This window comes from Ciceribacter sp. T2.26MG-112.2 (assembly GCF_900492205.1).
Taxonomy (GTDB): Bacteria; Pseudomonadota; Alphaproteobacteria; order Rhizobiales; family Rhizobiaceae; genus Allorhizobium; species Allorhizobium naphthalenivorans_A.
The window spans coordinates 375,423-395,734 of the sequence record NZ_UEYQ01000001.1 but is presented as its reverse complement, the minus strand read 5'-3'; the positions used below and the strand labels follow the sequence as shown (position 1 = coordinate 395,734).

Sequence of the window (20,312 nt, the reverse complement as noted above, 5' to 3'; positions counted from 1 at the left end):
GGGCCGCTTCCGCCATCCCGGACTACGAAGAGACTGCAATCGCAACCTTTGGGAGGAAAATCATGCGAAAGCACCTTTTGACGACGACCGCAGCCATGCTGCTGGCGATGACCGGCTCCGCCTTTGCCGGCATGGAAGAGGCCAAACAGTTCCTGGACAAGGAGGTCGGTGACCTTTCGGCGCTGTCGCGCGCCGACCAGGAAAAGGAAATGCAGTGGTTCGTCGATGCCGCGAAGCCTTTCGCCGGCATGGAAATCAAGGTGGTGTCGGAAACCATCACCACGCACGAATACGAATCCAAGGTTCTGGCCCCGGCCTTTACCGCGATCACCGGCATCAAGATCACCCACGACCTGATCGGTGAAGGCGACGTCGTCGAAAAGCTGCAGACGCAGATGCAGTCAGGCGAAAACGTCTACGACGCCTATGTCAACGATTCGGACCTGATCGGCACCCATTGGCGCTACCAGCAGGCCCGTTCGCTCACCAAGTGGATGGCCAACGAAGGCAAGGACGTAACCAATCCCGGTCTCGACCTCGACGACTTCATCGGCCTGAAGTTCACCACCGCTCCGGACGGCGACCTCTACCAGCTGCCCGACCAGCAGTTCGCCAACCTCTACTGGTTCCGCTACGACTGGTTCAACGACGAGAAGAACAAGGCCGACTTCAAGGCCAAGTACGGCTACGACCTCGGCGTGCCGGTCAACTGGTCGGCTTACGAAGACATCGCCGAGTTCTTCACCGGCCGCGAGATCGACGGCAAGAAGGTCTATGGTCACATGGACTACGGCAAGAAGGACCCGTCGCTCGGCTGGCGCTTCACCGACGCCTGGCTCTCCATGGCCGGCAATGGCGACAAGGGCCTGCCGAATGGTCTGCCCGTCGACGAATGGGGCATCAAGGTCGATGAGAACTCGCGTCCGGTCGGCTCCTGCGTTGCCCGTGGCGGCGACACCAACGGCCCGGCTTCTGTCTACGCCATCCAGAAGTACCTCGACTGGTTGAAGGCCTATGCACCGGCATCCGCCCAGGGCATGACCTTCTCGGAATCCGGTCCGGTTCCGTCGCAGGGTGAAATCGCCCAGCAGATGTTCATGTACACCGCGTTTACCGCCGACCTCGTCAAGGACGGCCTGCCGGTCGTCAATGCCGACGGCACACCGAAGTGGCGCTTCGCTCCGAGCCCGCATGGCGTCTACTGGAAGGACGGCATGAAGCTCGGTTATCAGGACGTGGGTTCCTGGACGCTGCTGAAGTCCACCCCGGACGATCGCGCCAAGGCGGCCTGGCTCTATGCCCAGTTCGTCACCTCGAAGACCGTGGACGTGAAGAAGAGCCATGTCGGTCTGACGCTCATCCGCGAGTCGTCGATCCAGCATGAAAGCTTCACCGAGCGCGCTCCGAAACTCGGCGGCCTGATCGAGTTCTACCGTTCGCCGGCCCGTGTCCAGTGGTCGCCGACCGGCACCAACGTTCCGGACTATCCGAAGCTGGCCCAGCTGTGGTGGCAGGCGATCGGCGACGCATCCTCGGGTGCGAAGTCGGCGCAGGAAGCCATGGACTCGCTGTGCGCCGAGCAGGAAAAGGTCATGCAGCGCCTGGAACGTGCCGGCGTTCAGGGTGACATCGGTCCGAAGCTTGCCGAGGAAAAGACCCTCGAAGAGTGGAATGCCGACGCCGTGGCCAAGGGCAACCTCGCGCCGCAGCTGAAGGTCGAGAACGAGAAGGAAAAGCCGATGACCGTCAACTACGACGAACTGGTCAAGAGCTGGCAGAAGTAATCTTCCCTCGTTAGCATGACAAGGGACCGGGGCGCGAACCACGCGCCCCGGTCTTCATCCAAGGAGACGAAAGCCCGATGAGCGGATATATTCTGGCAATCGACCAGGGAACCACATCGACCCGGTCCATGGTTTTCGACCAGGACATGCAGATCGTCGGGGTCGCCCAGCAGGAATTTACCCAGTTCTTCCCCGATTCAGGCTGGGTCGAGCACGATGCCGAGGAAATCTGGCAGAGCGTGCTGTCGACCACCCGCATGGCGGTGGCCAAGGCCGGCATCACGCTGCGCGACATCACCGCGATCGGCATCACCAACCAGCGCGAGACCGCCGTGGTCTGGGACCGCAAGACCGGCGAGCCACTGCATCGCGCCATCGTCTGGCAGGACCGCCGCACCGCCCGTTTCTGCGAGGAGCTGAAGACGAAGGGCCTGGAGCCGCTCTTCACCGCCAAGACGGGCCTGCTACTCGATCCGTATTTTTCCGGCACCAAGCTTGCCTGGATGCTCAATTCGGTCGAAGGGCTGCGCGCCCGTGCAGAAAAAGGCGAGGTCTGCTTCGGCACGGTCGATAGCTGGCTCATCTTCCGGATGACGGCCGGCCGCGTGCACGCGACCGACGCCACAAATGCCTCGCGCACGCTGATCTACGACATCGGCGAAAACCGTTTCGACGACGAGCTTCTCGACATCCTGGCCATCCCGCGTACCATGCTGCCCGAGGTCAAGGACTGCGCCGACGAGTTCGGCGTGACCGACCAGGAGGTCTTCGGTGCCGAAATCCCGATCCTCGGCGTTGCCGGCGACCAGCAGGCAGCCGTGATCGGCAATGCCTGTTTCGAGCCCGGCATGATGAAGTCGACCTATGGCACCGGCTGCTTTGCGCTTCTGAATACCGGAACCGATCGCGTCGCCTCGTCCAACCGGCTGCTGACGACGATCGCCTATCGGCTGAACGGCGAGACGACCTATGCGCTGGAGGGTTCGATCTTCATCGCCGGTGCGGCCGTGCAGTGGCTGCGCGACAGCCTGGGCTTCATCGGCAGTTCCGCCGAGACCGACGGCCTGGCCGCCAAGGCCGATCCGCACCAGCACGTCTATCTCGTGCCGGCCTTCACCGGACTCGGCGCGCCCTATTGGGATGCCGAAGCCCGCGGCGCGATGTTCGGCATGACCCGAAACACCGGTCCTGCAGAATTCGCCCGCGCCGTGCTCGAAAGCGTCGCATACCAGACCTATGATCTGCTCGAGGCGATGAAAAAGGATTGGGATGGCGCGAGCGACAGGACCGTCCTTCGCGTCGATGGCGGCATGGTTGCATCCGACTGGACCATGCAGCGTCTGGCCGACATTCTGGCCGCACCCGTCGACCGTCCGCAGATCCTCGAAACCACGGTTCTCGGCGCCGCCTTGCTCGCCGGCTCCCGCGCCGGTATCTGGCCGGATCAAAAGGGCTTTGCCGAGCACTGGAAGCGCGATCGGCGCTTCGAGCCGGGCATGGACGACGCGGAGCGCCAGATGGCTGTCGCCGGATGGCGCGATTGCGTGTCGCGCTGCCTCACCAAACGCGACTGAGGATCGCGCGCCCCGAGGTTTCGGGCCATCGGGGCACGCTTGCGGCTCAGGCGACAGCGACCGAATTGCCGACCAGTTCGCCGAACTTGGCGAAGAATTCGCCGGCGAGTTTCTTCGAGGTCGAATCGATCAGCCGGCTGCCCAGCTGGGCGATCTTGCCGCCGACCTCGGCCTTCACCGTGTAGGATAGGATCGTCGCGTTCGGTCCGTCGGCCGCAAGCGAGACGTCGGCGCCGCCCTTGGCAAAACCGGCAAGGCCGCCCTTTCCTTCGCCGGCAATCGTATAGGAAAACGGCGGATTGAGGTTCTGCAGCTCGACCGCGCCCTCGAACTTCGCCTTGATCGGCCCGATCTTCAACACCACCTTGGCGGTCATGGTTGTGTCGGAGGTCTTGTCCAGGCTCTCGCAGCCGGGGATCGCCTGGCGCAGGATCTCCGGGTCGTTCAAGGCCTGCCAGACTGTCTCGACCGGCGCTTCGATGCGTTCGCTGCCATTCATGTCCATGATATGTTTCCTCTTCCCTTAAGCCTGTTGTGCCGTTTCGCCGCGCTGGCCGCGACGGCGGATCGAAATGATCTCCGCGAGTACCGAGAGCGCGATTTCCTCCGGGGTAATCGCGCCGAGATCGAGCCCGGCGGGCCCTTTCACCCGATCGAGGGCGGCCGGCTCAATGCCGACCTCCATAAGCTCCTGCTTCAGCGCCGCCATCTTCCGATGGCTGCCGACGAAACCGATATAGTCGGCCCTGGCCGCGACGGCGGCCTTGAGCGCCGCCTCGTCGCCCCGTCCTTGCGTCGAGACGACAAGGTAGCGCTCGCCCCTGGTCTCGGGCTCGATGGCGAAACCATCGACCAGATGGTCCACGTCCGGCGATTCACCGAGATCGTCCGCAGGCGCCGCCAGCGTCACGTTGAAGCCGAGCGGGCGAGCCTGCGCGGCAAGCGCCAGCGCCACCGGGCTTGCCCCGAACACGATGAGAGAGGGGCGTGGCAGCACCGGCTCGACAAAGACGTCCATGGTGCCCTGGCTCGGGCACATGTTGCGGGCGAACTGCACGCCGCCGCGGGCTTCGCCGGGCTTCACGCCGAGATCGGCGAGCAGGTCGCCGGGCTGGATCGAGACCAGCCGCGCCTTGCCGTCGCGCAGTGACTGGGTCGCGGCCCGAAGTACCGCCCCGCGGGCGCAGCCGCCGCCGATCCAGCCGGCGGCGATCATGCCATCCGGCCGGATGATCGCCTTTGCCCCGGCCTTCGCCGCCGTTACCGAGACCGTCCTGACCACGGTCGCCAGCACGAAGGCCTCTTCCGACGATTTGAGTTTCGCCATGAGATCCATCACATCGACATGCATGGTCATGCTCGCCTCCTTCACAATCTGGCCAGATAGGGTTCGAGCGCCGCAAGGCTCTCCAGCGAATGGGCCGGCGCGTGCAGATCGACATGCGGCAGGGCGGCCTTGATGCCGGCGGCCTCCGGCGCATAGCCGTCCCAGCCCATCATCGGATTGAGCCAGACGATGCGCTTGCAGCGCCGGCCGAGCGCCGCCATCTCCGCGCCAAGCTTCGCCGCGTCGCCGGTCTCGTAGCCGTCGGAGACGATCATCACGCAGGTGCGCGAATGGATGACGCGGGCGGCGTGGTGGCGGTTGAACGTGGCGAGGCAGTCGCCGATCCGCGTCCCGCCGCCGGACCCTTGCGCCATCATCGACAGCCGGTCGAGCGCACGCGCCGGATCGCGCTCCTTCATGGCGTCGGAGACATGAGCGAGGTGCGTGTGAAACAGGAAGGCCTCCGCCTCGCGGAAATTGTCGAGAACGCCGTGGATGAAGCGCAGGAAGACGCCGGTATACATGCTCATCGAGCCCGAGGCGTCGAGCAACAGGACGAGCCTGAGCGGCTTTTCGCGCCGCTCGCGCATCACCAGAGACACCGGCACGCCGCCGTGGCCGATATTGCGGTGAATGGTGCGGCGAAGGTCGATGCGATAGCCGTGTCTGCGGGCCAGGTCGCGCCGCGTCAGGCGCGCCTGCATGGCGCGCGCCAGTTGCGCGGCGACCGCATGGGCGCGCTCGATCTCTTCCGGGTTGGCAAGCTTGCGGAAATCGCTCTTGGCAATGTTCTCGATGACCGAGGCGCCTTCCATCCGGCCTTCGCCGGACTGGTCCGCGCCGTCTTCGCCGGAGGAGGGCACCTGGTCGGTCGCCTCGTTGCCTCGTTGCGATGCCTGCGGATCCTGCAGGCTCTTGAGCGCGGGGTTGGCAGAGGGCAACGGCGTGCCGGAAACGGCGGAACGTCCGCGCACCCGTTTGGCCAGCCAGAAGGCGTCGAACAACCCGTCGAAGCGCTGCCATTCGCTCTTGCGGGCGCAGAACAGCTGCTTGAAGGCCTGCCGCAACAGCGATGGACGGGTCGCATAGCCGGCCGCCATCAGCGCGGCCGCATCCTTGCCCTCGGAGAGCCCGACGGCAAAGGCATTGTCCCGCAGGGTCTTGAGAAAAGCCGCAAGCTTTTCCGACACCAGTCCGGAGACGGCGTCCATTTCGTCCTGGTTCATCGGCTGGCCGCAACAGCTCATGCGACCCTCCCGAGCAGACGTTCGGTGACCTCGCGGCTGATCCGCGTCCGATCCTCGCGGGTCTTCAACAGGCAAAGCAGCGTGTCGTGCAGGGCCTCCGGATCGTCGTGCAGGTCGCGCAGGTTAAGACCCACCAGCGCGGCCGCCCAGTCCAGCGTTTCGGCGACGCCCGGAACCTTGCGCAGATCCTCCTTGCGGATCGCCTCGACCATCCGGGCGATCTGCAGCGCCAGCGAGGCGCCGATGTCGGAGAGATGCGCCATGATGATGCGCGCCTCGCGGTCGGGCTCGGGATAGTCGACATAGTGGTAAAGGCAGCGGCGGCGCAGCGCATCGGAAAGCTCGCGCGTTCCGTTCGAGGTCAGCACCACATGCGGGATGGTCGTCGCCCGGATCGTGCCGAGTTCGGGAATGGAGACCTGGAATTCGGAGAGCACTTCCAGCAGGAAGGCCTCGAATTCCTCATCGGCGCGGTCCACCTCGTCGATCAGCAGAACCGGCGCCTTCTCCTGCCGGATCGCCGCCAGAAGCGGCCGCTCAAGCAGATATTTCTCGGAGAAGATCTCGTCCTCGGTCTCCACGGCGTCGCGACTCTGATGCGCCTGGATCGCCAGGAGCTGCCGCTGGTAGTTCCATTCATAGAGCGCCGCCGACTGGTCGAGACCCTCGTAACACTGCAGTCGGATCAGCCTTGTGTCGTAGAGGTCGGCAAGGGCAGCCGCCACTGCCGTCTTGCCCACCCCGGCCTCGCCCTCGAGCAGCAGAGGCCGCTTGAGAAAGGCCATGAGCGAAATCGCCGTCGCCAGCTCGCCGTCTGCGACGTAGCCGACCCTGGAAAGTCCTGATGCGATTTCATCGCGGTTGAGCTTGCTCATGGTTCGTATCGCTTCTTTCGATGGTCACAGAACGCACGGCCTGACTGCCGGATTGCCCCACAGGACGGGAAAACACTCCCCTCCCAACCCTCCCCACAAGGGGGAGGGCTTAACCCAGCCGAACCCTCGGCGGATAAAAGCGAGCGCTTTCGGCTCGGTCTTCTCCCCCCTTGTGGGGGAGATGGCCGGCAGGCCAGAGAGGGCCTTTTCTCGTCGCCTCCCTCAGCCCGTCAGCCCCAGCGACTTCGCCGCTTCCCAGTTGCGCCAGAAGTCGTGGGGCATCTGGATATGCGTCGACCCGAGGAAGGAGAAGGCATCGTTCACGGCGTTGGAGAAGGCCGGCACGCCGCCGACATTCGGGCTTTCGCCGACACCCTTGGCGCCGATCGGATGGTGCGGCGAGGGGGTGACGGTATGGTCGGTTTCCCAATGCGGGGTCTCGACCGCGGTCGGGATGAAGAAGTCCATGAACGAGCCGCCGAGCACGTTGCCGGTGGCGTCGTAGCGGATCTCCTGGCCCATCGCGATTGCGAAGGCTTCTGTCAGCCCGCCATGCACCTGGCCCTCGATGATCATCGGATTGATGCGGGTGCCACAATCGTCCAGCGCGTAGAAACGGCGGATCTTGTAGACCCCGGTATCGACATCGATGTTCATCACGCAGAAATAGGCGCCGAAGGGATAGGTCATGTTCGGCGGATCATAATAGCTCACCGCCTCGAGACCCGGCTCCATGCCCGGGGGCACGCTGTGATAGGCCGCCCAGCAGATGTCCTTCATCGACTTGAATTTCTCCGGCAGGCCCTTCACCCTAAAGCCATCGACATCCCATTCGAGGTCGCCTTCGTGCACTTCCAGCATGTAAGCCGCGATCATCTGTGCCTTGGCGCGGATCTTGCGGGCCGCCAGTGCGATCGCAGCGCCGGCGACCGGCGTCGAGCGCGAGCCGTAGGTGCCGAGACCGTAAGGCGCCGTATCGGTATTGCCTTCCTCGACCATGATGTCGTCGGCCGGGATACCGATCTCGGTGGCAATGATCTGCGCCCAGGTCGTCTCGTGGCCCTGGCCCTGGCTCTTGGTGCCGACGCGGGCAATGCCCGAGCCGGTCGGATGCAGGCGGATCTCGCAACTGTCGAACATGGCGATGCCGAGGATGTCGCAGTTCTTCGACGGGCCTGCACCAACGATTTCGGTGAAGAACGAGACGCCGATGCCCATGATCTCGCGGGTCTCGCCGCGCTTGAAGGCTTCGCGCTTCTCCGCCTGCTCGCGCCGGAGACCCGCATAGTCGATGGTCTCCATGCCCTTCTTCATGGCGGTGTGATAATCGCCCGAATCATATTCCCAGCCGAGCGCCGAGTGATAGGGAAACTGCTCCGCCTTGATGAAGTTCTTCAGGCGAAGCTCGGCCGGATCCATGCCGAGCTTCTGCGCCAGGATGTCCATGCCACGCTCGATGCAATAGGCGGCCTCCGTCACCCGGAAGGAGCAGCGATAGGCGACGCCGCCCGGCGCCTTGTTGGTATAGACGCCGTCGACGGCCAGATGCGCGACGGGGAAGTCGTAGGAGCCGGTGACGATGTTCATGAAGCCGGCCGGCCATTTCGACGGGTCGGCGCAGGCGTCGAAGGCCCCGTGGTCGGCGAGCACGTGGACTCGAAGGCCCGTGACCTTGCCTTCCTTGGTGGCGGCGATTTCCGTCGTCATGTGATAGTCGCGGGCAAAGGACGTCGTGGTGAGGTTCTCCATCCGGTCCTCGACCCATTTGACCGGCTTGCCGGTGACGATGGTGGCGACTGCTGCACAGATATAGCCCGGATAGGCGCCGACCTTGTTGCCGAAGCCACCGCCGATATCCGGCGCGATGACATGGATCTTGTGCTCGGGGATCTTCGAGATCAGGGCCACAACGGTGCGGATGACATGCGGCGCCTGGAACGTGCCCCAAATGGTCAGTTCGCCTTTGATCTTGTCGAAGGAACAGACGCATTGGCAGGTTTCGAGCGGCGAGGGATGGGTGCGGTGATAGGAGATCATCTCCTTGATCGTCACCTCCGCCTTGTCGAAGGCGAGATCCGTCAGTTCCCGGTCGCCGACCGTCCATTCGAAGATGTGGTTGTGGTGCTTGCGGGGGCCGTGCGCCCCTTCCGTCTTGCCGGCGAGATCCTCGCGCAGCACCGGTGCATCGGCATCCATGGCGGTGAAGGGATCGATAAGGGGAGGCAGGGCCTCGTACTCGACCTCCACCGCGCCGATCCCGTCATCCGCGGCATAGCGGTCGGTGGCGACGACGAAGGCGACTTCCTGGTTCTGGAACAGCACCTTGCCATCGGCCAGCACCATCTGCACGTCGCCGGCGAGCGTCGGCATCCAGGCCAGGTTGACGGTCTTCAGCGTTTCCGCCGTCAGGACCGCAAGCACGCCGGGCACCTTCAGCGCCTTCTCCGTATTGATCGACTTGATGCGCGCATGGGCGTGCGGCGAGCGGACGAAATCGCCGTGCAGCATGCCGGGCAGCTTCACGTCGTCGACGTAATTGCCCTTGCCCTGGGTGAAGCGAATGTCCTCGACGCGCTTGCGCTTGCAGCCCATGCCTTCGAGACGCGCTTCTCTCTGTTCCCGCGTGGGAGTCATGTCGTTCATTCTGCTGCCTCCTGAAAATCGGTGCCGTTGATCTTGGCGGCGGCGTACTGGATCGCCTTGACGATGTTCTGGTAGCCGGTGCAGCGACAGAGATTGCCGGCGATGCCGTAGCGGATCTCCTCCTCGGTGGGGTTGGGGTTTTCCTGCAGCAGGCGGTGCGCCCGCACGATCATGCCCGGGGTGCAGAAGCCGCATTGCAGGCCGTGCATCTGCCGGAAGCCTTCCTGAAGCGCCGAAAGCGTACCGTCGTCATTGGCAATGCCCTCGATCGTCAGGATCTCGGTGCCGTTTGCCTGCACGGCGAACATGGTGCAGCTCTTTACCGAACGCCCGTCGATGTCGACGGTGCAGGCACCGCAATGGGTGGTCTCGCAGCCGATATGCGCGCCGGTCAACAGCAGCTGTTCGCGGATGAAATGGATGAGGAGAGTGCGGGGCTCGACGAGGCCTTCGACCTCCGCTCCGTTCACCACCATCTTCACATGGGTCTTCGCCATAATCTTTCTCCTCCTCAGGCCGCCGCACGGGACGCGGCGCGCGTGAGCGCCCGCATGACCATGATGCCGCCGACATGGGTGCGATATTCGCTGGTACCGCGTGCATCGGCCGCCGGGTTCATCACCGCGCGTGCCGCCGTTGCCGCCGCCTTCAGTGCCGCCTCGTCGAGACTCGTTCCGATCACGGCTTGCGCCGCCGCGTCTGCCAGCACAGGCGTCTCGGAGAGGTTGGTGAGCGCGATCGAGCATGCAGTGACCTTGCCGCCCGCCATGGTGAGGGTCACGGCGGCAGCCGCGGTGGCATAGTCGCCGACCTTGCGCTTCAGCTTCTCATAGGCATAGCCGTGGCCGACCGGTTGAACCGGGATGGAGATGGCGGTGAGGATTTCACCGGGCTCGAGCGCGGTGAAATAGGCGCCCTGGTAGAAATCTGTGGCGGCCACGTCGCGGGTGCCGTCCGGCCCTTCCAGGCGATAGCTGGCGCCGAGCGCCATCATCACCGCCGGCATGTCGTTGCCGGGATCGCCGTTGGCGACATTGCCGCCCAGCGTGCCGACATAGCGAACCTGCGGATCGGCGATCATCAGCGCGGTCTCTTTCAGGATCGGCAGATGCAAGGCGATGTCGGCGGAATGAATGATGTCGTGCTGCGTGGTCATCGCACCGATGACGAGCGCATTGCCGTCGCGACAGATGCCCTTCAACTGGCCGATGCCGCTAAGATCGATCAGATGTTCGGGCGTCGCGAAGCGCAGCTTCATCATCGGGATTAGGCTATGGCCGCCGGCGAGCGGCCGGGCCTCCTCGCCGAGTTCGGACAATAGTTTCACAGCATCGGCGAGCGTTGCTGGCCGATGGTATTCGAATTCGCCTGGTATCATGGTTTCCTCCCATTCGCCGGTCGGGCGTCGACACGAACGATGGAGGAAGGGTGTTCGCGCTTTTGATGATGCGCAAGCGGCGGGCTCCGATCCCGTCACGAAGCTCGCTGTTTCGCACGAATTGCGGCAATTGCCGCACGAACTGCGTCAGGCGTTCTGACTTACTGGCGCATCGCTGCGCCGCGTGCCAGCCCGAGCCGCGCCTTCAGTTCGGCGATCTTGGCACGGCTTACCGGAACGACGTGCGCCACAGGTCCGTCGAGCTCGACAATGGCGCCGTCGCCTTCCTTGCGCATGAAGCTGACATGCGGCAGCGCGATGATGTGGCTGCGGTGGACACGGGTGAACAGAGCCGGGTCGAGCCGGGCCTCGGCCTCGGAAATCGACCAGGGACACATGCGCTCGCGCTGCCCGTCATGGATCAGTGTGTAATGCGCGTCGGCCCTTATGCTGCGGATTTCCGATATGTCGATGAGGAGCGTGCCGTCGGCACTCGAAACCGGCACGCGGCTGACGGGCATTGTCTTGGGCTGGCCGATGCCGCCGAGCGGCTGGGCGCGTGAGGCGGGTTGATCGGCGCGGCGTGCCGGGCGGTCTTCGAGGCCGGCCAGCGGATCGACGGTGCCGATATCGGCTTCGTCGTAATCGGGGGTGGCCGATCGCTGCCGCTGTTCCGGAACAAGGAACAGCAGGAACCCGGCGGCGATGACGAAACAGAGGAGCGCCACCACGAGCGACAATAATTGTGGCGACGCGACCAGTCCGCCGAACTCGTGGCGATGGCCCGTGGCTGCGGGCACGAAATGCATGCCGTGCATCGCGGTATAGTGCATGCCGGAGACCGCGACGCCGAAGGCCATGGCGCTCAGTGCCAGGAGCAGACCACTCTGACGGGCAAGATAGATCTTCAAGCCTCCATAGGCCGCGGCAACCGCGATAGCCAGCGACAGCACGAGCATGGCGTAGTCGTGTTCGATGGCAAAATTCCCGGAGAGCCCGTGGATGCCGACATAGTGCATCGAGGCGATGCCGAGCCCGAGCAGCAGGGCCGAGGCGCTCACGCGTGTCCTGGACGGCGTGCCGATGCTGACGAAAAACAGCGATATGCCGACCACCAGGGCGCACAGCAGGAAGGAGATGACGGTCGGCAGGACGAGATAGCTTGCGTCCGCCGGGATCGGCGCCGCCAGCATGCCGACGAAGTGCATGGTCCAGATGCCGATGGCCAGAAACGCTGCGGCACCGGTCAAAAGCAGGCGCGGATTGGCGCGCGGTGCCGTGCGGATGCGGCCCGCAATGCCGAAGCCCGTATAGCCGCCCAGGATCGCGACGGCGACCGAAAGCGCCACGAGAAATGGATCGTGTCCTGCAAACATCAAAGCGTCAGGCCGCCATGTTCCTCCACCGGCGACCGCCTCCTGACGGGAAGGTACAACTGCGGCAGCGAGATTGGCAAGCCGAGCGTGAACACCGGCTGGTCATACAGGCTAAGGAGGCATCCCAGGGAGCGGCCGCCCTCCTGTTTCAGTCGATCATCGCCAGAAGCGTGTCGAGCCGATCGGCATCGCGCGGCAGCTTGTCCTGGCGGAGCCGGGCGATGCGCGGAAAACGCATGGCTACGCCCGATTTGTGACGGGGTGAACGGGCAATGCCCTCGAAGGCAACCTCGACGACGAAGCCGTGATCGGGCTCTGCCCTGAGCGCCCTGACCGGACCGAAGCGGTCGACGGTATTGTTGCGCACATAACGGTCGAGAATCTCCAGCTCGGCATCGGTGAAGCCGAAATAGGCCTTGCCGACCGGTACCAGCACGTCGCCGGTCTCCCCCTTGGTCCAGACCCCGAAGGTGAAATCGGAATAATAGCTGGACCGCTTGCCGTGCCCGCGTTGCGCATAAATCAGCACCGCATCGGCGTTGAACGGCTCGCGCTTCCATTTGAACCATGGTCCCTTGGCCCGACCTGCCTGGTAGACGCTGTCCAGCCGCTTTATCATCACGCCCTCGATCACCGGATCGGGCGGATCGATGCGCAGGCGTTCAAGCTCGTCCCAGCTGGAAAACGGCACCAGCGGCGAGAGATCGAAACGGGTCGGCTGGCTGGCGTCGATCAGCCCGGCCAATCGCTCGCGACGCTGGACGAAGGTCTCGGAGCGCACGTCTTCCTCCCCCTGGAAGAGGATGTCATAGGCGCGCAGGAAGGCCGGATATTCCCCCAGCATCTTCGCAGAGACCGTCTTGCGGTTCAGGCGCTGCTGCAGGTCGGAGAAGGTGCGGGTGGGTTCATTGGAGCGCAGCGTTCCGCCGACCAGAAGTTCACCATCGATCACGCCCTCGAAATTCGCCGCCTCGACGATATCGGGGAAGGAATGGGAAATGTCGTCGCCGGAGCGCGAATAGAGCCGCGTGCGGCTGCCGGAGCGCGAAAGCTGGACGCGGATGCCGTCCCACTTCCATTCCGCCGCAAAGTTGGCCGGGTCGAGGTTCTCCAGATCGCCCTCGCCAACCGGGGTCGACAGCATGACCGAGTGGAAGATCGCCGGACTGGCGAGCGCCGGCTTGTCCGCTCTGCCTTCCAGCCAGGCAAACAGGGTCCCGTAGGGAGGCGAAAGGCCATGCCAGAGCGTTTCGATCTCGGTGATGTCCTTGTTTCCGAACGTCGCCAGCGCCTGCTTGGCAAGCCGGGCGGAGACCCCGATCCGTAGGCCGCCGGTGACGAGCTTGAGAAAGGCGAAGCGGCCGGAACTGTCGAGCCGGTCGAGCAGATCGCGCACCGCGTTGCGGATTTCAGTTCGCCCGAGCGACCGTATCTTCTCGACCACAGCCGAAAGTCGCGGTTCCTCGGCTCCGCTCTCCGGCTTGTCTTTCTCTCCGTCCCAGACGAGTGCAATCGTTTCCGCGAGATCGCCGACATAGTCATAGGAATAGCGAAACAGCACCTCGTCCATCCGCTCGAGCACCAGTTCGCGCAGGATGGCCGGCTTGACCGCGCCGATGTCGAGCGTGCCGGCGAGCGCCGCCAGGGCGTAGCCGCGATCAGGATCCGGCGTTGTGCGGAAGTAGTCGACGAGCAGGGTGAGCTTGCCGTTGCGGCTCGGGGTCAGAACCAGGCGGTCGAGCAGGTCGGAGAAGGCCTTCATCGCGCGTCAGTCCCCCTCATCCTCGTAGCCCACCAGATGCAGCGGCCGTGCCGCTATCCCCTGGAGCTCGCACCATCTGACCAGCGCCTCCTCGCCGCCATGGGTAACCCAGACCTCTCCCGGTTTGAGCTCGGTGATCGTCGCCGTCAGTTCCGGCCAGTCGCAATGGTCGGAGATCATCAGCGGCAGTTCCACGCCCCGTTGCTTGGCCCGCTGGCGCACCATCATCCAGCCCGAGGCGAACACCGACAGCGGATCGGCAAAGCGCCGCGCCCAGCGATCGTTGAAGGCCGAAGGCGGGCCGACGATCACGGCGCCGCGAAAGTCTTGCGCATTCTGGTCATCGTCGGTCGGGGGCCGCAGATCGCCGAGATCAATGCCCTGGCTTTCATAATAGGCGCAGAGCTTCGACAGGGCGCCATGAATGTAGATCGGCCGGTCATAGCCGGAGCGGCGCAACAGCGAGATGACCCGTTGCGCCTTGCCGAGCGCATAGGCGCCAACCAGATGGCTGCGTTGCGGAAACTGGCGTAGCGAGGTCAACAGCCTGGCGATCTCGTCGGTGGGGTCGGGATGGTGAAACACCGGCAAGCCGAAGGTTGCCTCGGTGATGAATACATCGCAGGCCACCGGTTCGAAGGGCGTGCAGGTCGGATCGGCGCTTCGCTTGTAATCCCCGGACACGACGATCCTCATCCCGTCCTTCTCGACGGCGATCTGCGCCGATCCGAGCACATGTCCGGCCGGATGGAAGCTGATGCCGACGCCGTTGAGGACGAGGCGCTCGCCGAAATCGATCGCCTGCTCGCTGCCGCAGAACTCCGCGCCGCAGCGAATGCGCATGATGTCGAGGGTCTGCCGTGTCGCCAGAACCTTGCCGTGCCCCGGTCGGGCATGGTCGGAATGCCCGTGGGTGATCAGCGCCCGCTCCACCGGCCTTATCGGATCGACGTAGAAGTCGCCTGCCGGGCAATAGAGGCCCGCTTGGGTCGGATGAAGCAGGGTTTCGGGCTTGATCATGAGACTTCAGATAGGGCGATCGCGTGCCCCTACCAGAGGCGTCACGAAGCCAGGCGCGTGGCGGCGAAGTAACCCGCCGTGGCGGCAGCGGCGGTCAGGAAACTGCCCCAGGCCATGTCGACGATGCTGACCGTGATCGACCAGTCCTTGAGTGTCGCAAGATTGGTCATGTCATAGGTGCCATAGGCGATCAGGCCGAGCAGCGCACCGCCCGCCACCGCCGTCAGCCAGCCGCCGCCGGAGACGGCGGGCAAGACGGCGAAATAGACGATGCCGGCAATGTAGAAGAGATAGAACAGCCCGGCTGCCGTGAAATTGGGGGTCGCCAACAAGAGATCGCCGATATGGCGGCGATAGAATCCGATGGCGATACGCGACAGCCAGACATAGTCGAGCCCGAAAAACACGACGGCGGTGGCGACATAGGCGATGGCATAGGTCATCATGATCCGATCCATGGTCGTTGCGTTCGGAAGTGCGCTGGGCTCAGATGCCGAGCACAGGCTGCACCAGCCGCATCAGGTAACTGCGGAATTTAAGCGGCGCGTCGGTGACGGCCAGGCAGATGCAATCCTCGTCCGGTGTCGCCACCGGCTGATGCTGCAGGCTTTCGTCCGCTTCCTCCAGGTCGCCGCGCTTAAACAGCGCATCGCCATCCTGAAAACTGCCCTTCAACACCAGCGTCAGTTCCCGCCCGCCATGCGAATGTTCGGGCACGGGCTTGCCGGCGGGAATCCTGAGGAGTCGCACGCTGGTCTCGCGGTCGCCTGTCGGGATGCGGATATGATAGGCGCCCCGCCCCAGCGCTTTCCATTTCAGGTCGGCGAGATCGCCGCCGAGATAGGAGCGAAGCGGTTCCGGGATGACCACGTCTCCCGCGGCCGTCGCCGACTTTGCCGGTGTCCGCGCCGCGGCCGTCGCGGTTGCGGTCGACGCCTTGTCTTCGCCAAGCCGTGCCTTCATCGCCGCCCAGCTCGTGTCGTCTGCGACATCGGTGCACGCCATCTCCAGCATTTCGCCGCCGGCATGTTCCATGAAGTCGAGCCGGCGACGGCAGGACGGGCAAAGCGCAAGATGGGTGGCAACGGCGATGCTCCAGCCTTCGGCGAGCGTGCCTGACGCATAACCCAGGAGGAGTTCGTCGCTGATATGGTGCTGAATGCTCATGTGTGATCCTCCAGCGCGGCGCGGAGTTTGGCGAAGGCGAGACGGATGCGCGATTTGACCGTTCCCATGGGAAGGCCGAGCTTGGCTGCGATCGTGCTGTGCGAGGCCTCGTTGAAAAAAGCGAGTTTGAGCAATTCAAGCTGCTCGCTCGGCAGCATCTCCATGGCGCGGTGAAGCCGGTCGGCTTGCTGCCGACCTTCAAATTCGACATCGGCGGGGGGCACGTCGTCGGGAACGAAGGCCGGGTCAGTCGGGTCGAAGGTCGGCCGCTTCTCCTTGCGATAGGCGTCGGTCCTGAGGTTTCTGGCGATCGTGAAGATCCAGCTCGACACGCTGCCACGGGCCGGGTCGAATTGATGCGCCTTGTTCCACACGGCCAACATTGTTTCCTGCATCAGTTCTTCCGCGGCCTGGTTGTCGCGGGCGAGCTTGGCCATATAGGCACGCACCCGCGGCCCATAATGGCGGAACAGTGCCTCGAAAGCCTCTATGTCCTTGCTCTGCCCGACAGCTGCCAGCATTTGCGTAAGTGTCTGCTGTGATGTTTCGTCGTCGGTTACGCGCGTCAATGCGGATCTTTTCCCATGGCTGAGGTGCGCGGCTTTGATCTGCCCCGCTATTCCTCTCATAGCATTGCGACCCGCGTCCGCCGATATGAAAAATGCTGTTGTCATGACGTCGATTACGGGCAGCCCTTCGACCCGGATCACCATCCCCCGATTTTTTACCCGCCATCGATCCGGTCGTCGGCCCGGTGCGTAATGGGACCCGACGAGACAAGAAAGAGGAAGACACGATGGATACGGGCTTCGGCAAGGTGACATTTTCGGGCAGGCGCAGGATCGCGGTGGTCGGGACGGGAATCTCCGGACTTTCCGCTGCCTGGCTGCTTGGCCGAAATGCCGATGTCGTACTCTATGATTCAGAGCGCCGTCCGGGTGGCCACTCGAACACGGTGATGGCACCTTCAGCGGCAGGCGACTTGCCCGTCGATACCGGATTCATCGTTTACAATGATCGCAACTATCCCAATCTGGTCGCGCTTTTCGATCATCTGAAAGTCCCGACGCTTGCCTCCGACATGTCGTTTTCCGCCTCGCTCGACGGCGGCGCCTTCGAATATTCCGGGTCCGGCCTCAAGGGGCTGATCGGCCAGAAGACCAATCTTCTGCGCCCGCGCTTCTGGTCGATGGTCTCGGATGTGCTGCGCTTCTACAAGGAGGCTCCGGGGCTGCTCCAGCGTCCCGACCTGGCCGATGTCAGCCTTGGCGACTACCTGGCGTCGAGCCGTTATGGCGCCTCCTTTATCGAGGATCATCTGTTGCCGATGGGCGCGGCGATCTGGTCGACGACGGCCGGCGAAATGCGGCTCTATCCGCTGCATGCCTTCATCCGCTTCTTTGCCAATCACGGCCTGCTGTCGCTCGATGATCGACCGCGCTGGCGAACGGTGGCCGGCGGCAGCCGCGAATATGTGAAGCGTCTGCTCGCCGATTTCTCCGGCGAACTCCGCCTCGGCCGATCCGTGCGGCAGGTTCACCGTGACGCACTTGGTGTCGAACTGACCGATGGGGAGGGCCATGTCGAGCGTTTCGACGACGTGGTGATCGCAACACATGCCGACCAGGCTTTGGCCATTCTGGGCGACGCCGATAAGGCCGAGCGCGAGACGCTTGGTGCTTTCCAGTACACTCCCAACGTCGCCGTGCTGCATTCCGATCCGGCCCTGATGCCGAAGCGCCGGCAGGTCTGGTCGAGCTGGAACTACATCGCCGATCGTGGCGACGAGGACGGCAAGGCCTTGTGCGTCACCTATTGGATGAACCGGCTTCAGTCTCTCGATCCGGCCCGGCCTTTGTTCGTCACCCTCAATCCCAGCCGTACCATCGATCCCCGGCATGTGATCAAGGTGATCGACTATGCGCATCCGCTCTTCGACCTGAAGGCCATTGCGGCCCAGCGTCGTCTCTGGCAGATTCAAGGCAACAGGCACACCTGGTTTTGCGGTGCCTATTTCGGCAGCGGATTCCACGAGGACGGGCTTCAGGCCGGCCTCGCCGTGGCGGAGGCGCTCGGCGGCGTGAAGCGCCCCTGGACGGTCGAAAACGAATCCGCCCGCATCGACCATGTCCGTCAGCTTGAGGCAGCCGAATGAGCTATCTCTCCGCAATCTATACGGGACATGTGCTGCATGTGCGGCACCGACCGAGGAAGCACACGCTGCGCTACAGCGTGTTCTCCCTGCTGATCGATCTCGACGAATTGCCGGATCTCGACCGGAACCTCTCCCTGTTCGGGAACAATCGCCGGGCCGTGTTTTCGTTGCGCGACACGGATCATGGCGACGGAACCGTCGGAGGGCTGAAGGCCTGGGCCGAGAGCCATCTGAAGAGCGCCGGCGTGTATCAACCGGACATGAAGATCCTCATGCTGTGCTATCCGCGCATCCTGGGTTTCGTCTTCAATCCGCTGACCGTCTACTTCTGCAACAGGGCGGATGGTTCGCCGGCGGCCATCCTCTACGAGGTGTGTAACACCTTCAAGGAGCGGCACACCTACGTCATCCCGGTGGATGGCGATCCCGGCGCCGTGAAGCATGCCTGCGCCAAGGAAATGTATGTCTCGCCGTTCATGCCGATGGATTGCACCTATCATTTCCGCATCCAGCCGCCAGGCCCGCAGGTCTCGGTCAACATCAGCGAGACCGATGGCGAGGGTCCACTGCTCTTTGCCTCCTTTGCCGGAAAGCGGCGCGCCCTTTCGGATCGGGCGCTTGCGGCCATGTTGCTGTCCTATCCCCTGATGACGCTGAAGGTCCTGGCAGGCATCCACTGGGAAGCCCTGCGTCTCTGGCTGAAGCGCATACCGGTCCATCGCCACGTGGCCGCATCCGAGCCGATAGCCAGTACGATTGTGTTGAACAATGGAATGGAAAAGCCATGAGCCACGCCGAGCAGGAAAGTTCGACATTCACCGCCGTCCGTCCGTTCTGGCAGAAAATACTGTGCCGTTTCGCGGACCGGATCGAAAAAGGGCGCCTTGTCCTGCAGTTCGACGGTGGCGTCGAGCATGTGGCGATGGGCCAAGCCCCTGGTCCGAAGGCCGTGCTGAACGTGCGCCGCCCGCACGCCCTGATGCGCATCCTCACCGGGGGTACGCTCGGTTTTGCCAAGGCTGTCATCGAAGGCGATGTCGACAGTCCGGATATTGGGGCGGCGCTTGAACTCGCGGTCGTCAATGAAGACGCTTTTTCTCGGCTGATGGCGCCCTCTTCGCTGATCGGCGGGATCGCCCGACTGCGGCACCGGTTGCGGCGCAATTCGGTAAAGGGTAGCCGGCGAAACATTTCGTTCCACTATGACCTCGGCAATGCGTTCTACGCGCTGTGGCTCGATCGAACGATGACCTATTCGTCCGCGCTCTACGATCGCCCGGCGCAGAGCCTGGCCGACGCCCAGGAGGCCAAGTATGCGCGCATTGTCAGGGAACTCGGGATTGGTCCGGACGATCATGTGCTGGAGATCGGTTGCGGTTGGGGCGGGTTTGCCGAATACGCCATCCGTTCCACCGGTTGCCGCGTGACGGGCCTGACGCTTTCTGTCGAGCAGGCAAAGTTCGCCCGCGACCGGCTGGAGCGCGCCGGCCTTTCCGATCGCGCCGACATTCGCCTGGAGGACTATCGTCATTGCCGGGGTGAATTCGACAAGATCGTTTCGATCGAGATGTTCGAAGCGGTCGGCGAGGAGAACTGGCCTGTCTATTTCGAAGCGGTGCGTGACCGCCTCAAGCCGGGTGGGAGTGCGATGGTGCAGTCGATCACCATCCACGACGACCGCTTTCACAGCTATCGGCGCAATGCCGACTTCATCCAGACCTATATCTTCCCCGGCGGCATGCTGCCCTCGGTCGAGGCTTTCAACGCCGGCGCGCGGCGGGCCGGGCTGGAGGTCGGCCACATGCTGGCCTTTGGGGCGGATTATGATCGGACGCTGCTGGCCTGGGACCACGCCTTCGTCGCCAACTGGCCGAAGATCGAGACACTCGGCTTCGACCGGCGGTTCTACAGGCTATGGCGTTTCTATCTGCACTATTGCGCGGTCGGCTTCCGCGTCGGCCGCATCGATGTCGTGCAGTTTCGCCTCGACAAGCCGTTCTGAAC

18 protein-coding genes are annotated in these 20,312 nt (G+C 63.7%); 5 read left to right on the top strand and 13 right to left on the bottom strand.

Translation table 11 applies throughout. From position 1 onward, the window contains the following. Nucleotides 1-62 precede the first annotated feature (62 nt). Nucleotides 63-1,784, top strand: a complete 1,722-nt coding sequence (locus DYZ14_RS01975; RefSeq protein ID WP_154719100.1) for an ABC transporter substrate-binding protein — start codon at nucleotides 63-65, stop codon at nucleotides 1,782-1,784. Between the two features lie 77 nt (nucleotides 1,785-1,861). Further along, nucleotides 1,862-3,358 carry a glycerol kinase GlpK gene (gene glpK / locus DYZ14_RS01970; RefSeq protein ID WP_154719099.1) on the top strand — a complete coding sequence of 499 codons (1,497 nt, stop codon included), beginning with the start codon at nucleotides 1,862-1,864 and terminating at the stop codon, nucleotides 3,356-3,358. 46 nt (nucleotides 3,359-3,404) lie between these two features. On the opposite strand, the gene DYZ14_RS01965 is transcribed toward glpK, so the two are convergent. From DYZ14_RS01965 to DYZ14_RS01905, 13 genes are all read right to left on the bottom strand, one after another. Beyond that, nucleotides 3,405-3,863, bottom strand: coding sequence for an SRPBCC family protein (locus tag DYZ14_RS01965; protein ID WP_154719098.1), 459 nt, complete (start codon nucleotides 3,861-3,863; stop codon nucleotides 3,405-3,407). 18 nt (nucleotides 3,864-3,881) lie between these two features. Then, on the bottom strand, nucleotides 3,882-4,715 hold the full coding sequence (locus DYZ14_RS01960) for an XdhC family protein (protein WP_154719097.1): 834 nt from the start codon (nucleotides 4,713-4,715) through the stop codon (nucleotides 3,882-3,884). 11 nt (nucleotides 4,716-4,726) lie between these two features. After that, nucleotides 4,727-5,932 carry a vWA domain-containing protein gene (locus tag DYZ14_RS01955; protein WP_154719096.1) on the bottom strand — a complete coding sequence of 402 codons (1,206 nt, stop codon included), beginning with the start codon at nucleotides 5,930-5,932 and terminating at the stop codon, nucleotides 4,727-4,729. Then, a complete protein-coding gene (locus DYZ14_RS01950) occupies nucleotides 5,929-6,807 on the bottom strand; it encodes an AAA family ATPase (RefSeq protein WP_154719095.1) in 879 nt (292 codons plus the stop codon). Before DYZ14_RS01950 ends, DYZ14_RS01955 begins: the two co-directional genes overlap by 4 nt. A gap of 222 nt (nucleotides 6,808-7,029) precedes the next feature. Beyond that, nucleotides 7,030-9,450, bottom strand: a complete 2,421-nt coding sequence (locus DYZ14_RS01945) for an aerobic carbon-monoxide dehydrogenase large subunit (protein WP_154719094.1) — start codon at nucleotides 9,448-9,450, stop codon at nucleotides 7,030-7,032. After that, nucleotides 9,447-9,947, bottom strand: a complete 501-nt coding sequence (locus DYZ14_RS01940) for a (2Fe-2S)-binding protein (protein ID WP_115668927.1) — start codon at nucleotides 9,945-9,947, stop codon at nucleotides 9,447-9,449. Before DYZ14_RS01940 ends, DYZ14_RS01945 begins: the two co-directional genes overlap by 4 nt. Nucleotides 9,948-9,961: 14 nt before the next feature. Beyond that, entirely contained in the window at nucleotides 9,962-10,828 is an 867-nt protein-coding gene (locus tag DYZ14_RS01935) for an FAD binding domain-containing protein (protein ID WP_154719093.1), read from the bottom strand. A 161-nt stretch (nucleotides 10,829-10,989) separates the two neighbouring features. Next, on the bottom strand, nucleotides 10,990-12,204 hold the full coding sequence (locus DYZ14_RS01930) for an MHYT domain-containing protein (RefSeq protein WP_154719092.1): 1,215 nt from the start codon (nucleotides 12,202-12,204) through the stop codon (nucleotides 10,990-10,992). 148 nt (nucleotides 12,205-12,352) lie between these two features. After that, entirely contained in the window at nucleotides 12,353-13,966 is a 1,614-nt protein-coding gene (locus DYZ14_RS01925) for a cisplatin damage response ATP-dependent DNA ligase (protein WP_154719091.1), read from the bottom strand. A 6-nt stretch (nucleotides 13,967-13,972) separates the two neighbouring features. After that, nucleotides 13,973-14,983, bottom strand: a complete 1,011-nt coding sequence (locus DYZ14_RS01920; RefSeq protein WP_154719403.1) for a ligase-associated DNA damage response exonuclease — start codon at nucleotides 14,981-14,983, stop codon at nucleotides 13,973-13,975. Nucleotides 14,984-15,027: 44 nt separating this feature from the next. Beyond that, complete coding sequence (locus DYZ14_RS01915; RefSeq protein WP_154719402.1) at nucleotides 15,028-15,429, bottom strand: DUF2177 family protein; 402 nt, start codon at nucleotides 15,427-15,429, stop codon at nucleotides 15,028-15,030. Nucleotides 15,430-15,472: 43 nt separating this feature from the next. Then, on the bottom strand, nucleotides 15,473-16,153 hold the full coding sequence (locus tag DYZ14_RS01910) for a ChrR family anti-sigma-E factor (RefSeq protein ID WP_154719090.1): 681 nt from the start codon (nucleotides 16,151-16,153) through the stop codon (nucleotides 15,473-15,475). Continuing rightward, nucleotides 16,150-16,674, bottom strand: a complete 525-nt coding sequence (locus tag DYZ14_RS01905) for a sigma-70 family RNA polymerase sigma factor (RefSeq protein ID WP_232365422.1) — start codon at nucleotides 16,672-16,674, stop codon at nucleotides 16,150-16,152. The genes DYZ14_RS01910 and DYZ14_RS01905 overlap by 4 nt, the downstream gene beginning before the upstream one ends. Before the next feature lie 275 nt (nucleotides 16,675-16,949). On the opposite strand from DYZ14_RS01905, the gene DYZ14_RS01900 reads away from it, so the two are divergent. The 3 genes from DYZ14_RS01900 to DYZ14_RS01890 are packed head-to-tail and all read left to right on the top strand — an operon-like array spanning nucleotide 16,950 to nucleotide 20,310. Further along, nucleotides 16,950-18,308: an NAD(P)/FAD-dependent oxidoreductase gene (locus tag DYZ14_RS01900; RefSeq protein ID WP_154719089.1), complete on the top strand. Its 1,359-nt coding sequence runs from the start codon at nucleotides 16,950-16,952 to the stop codon at nucleotides 18,306-18,308. Then, on the top strand, nucleotides 18,305-19,096 hold the full coding sequence (locus DYZ14_RS01895; protein ID WP_154719088.1) for a DUF1365 domain-containing protein: 792 nt from the start codon (nucleotides 18,305-18,307) through the stop codon (nucleotides 19,094-19,096). Before DYZ14_RS01900 ends, DYZ14_RS01895 begins: the two co-directional genes overlap by 4 nt. Further along, nucleotides 19,093-20,310, top strand: coding sequence for an SAM-dependent methyltransferase (locus tag DYZ14_RS01890; RefSeq protein ID WP_154719087.1), 1,218 nt, complete (start codon nucleotides 19,093-19,095; stop codon nucleotides 20,308-20,310). Before DYZ14_RS01895 ends, DYZ14_RS01890 begins: the two co-directional genes overlap by 4 nt. Nucleotides 20,311-20,312 lie beyond the last annotated feature (2 nt).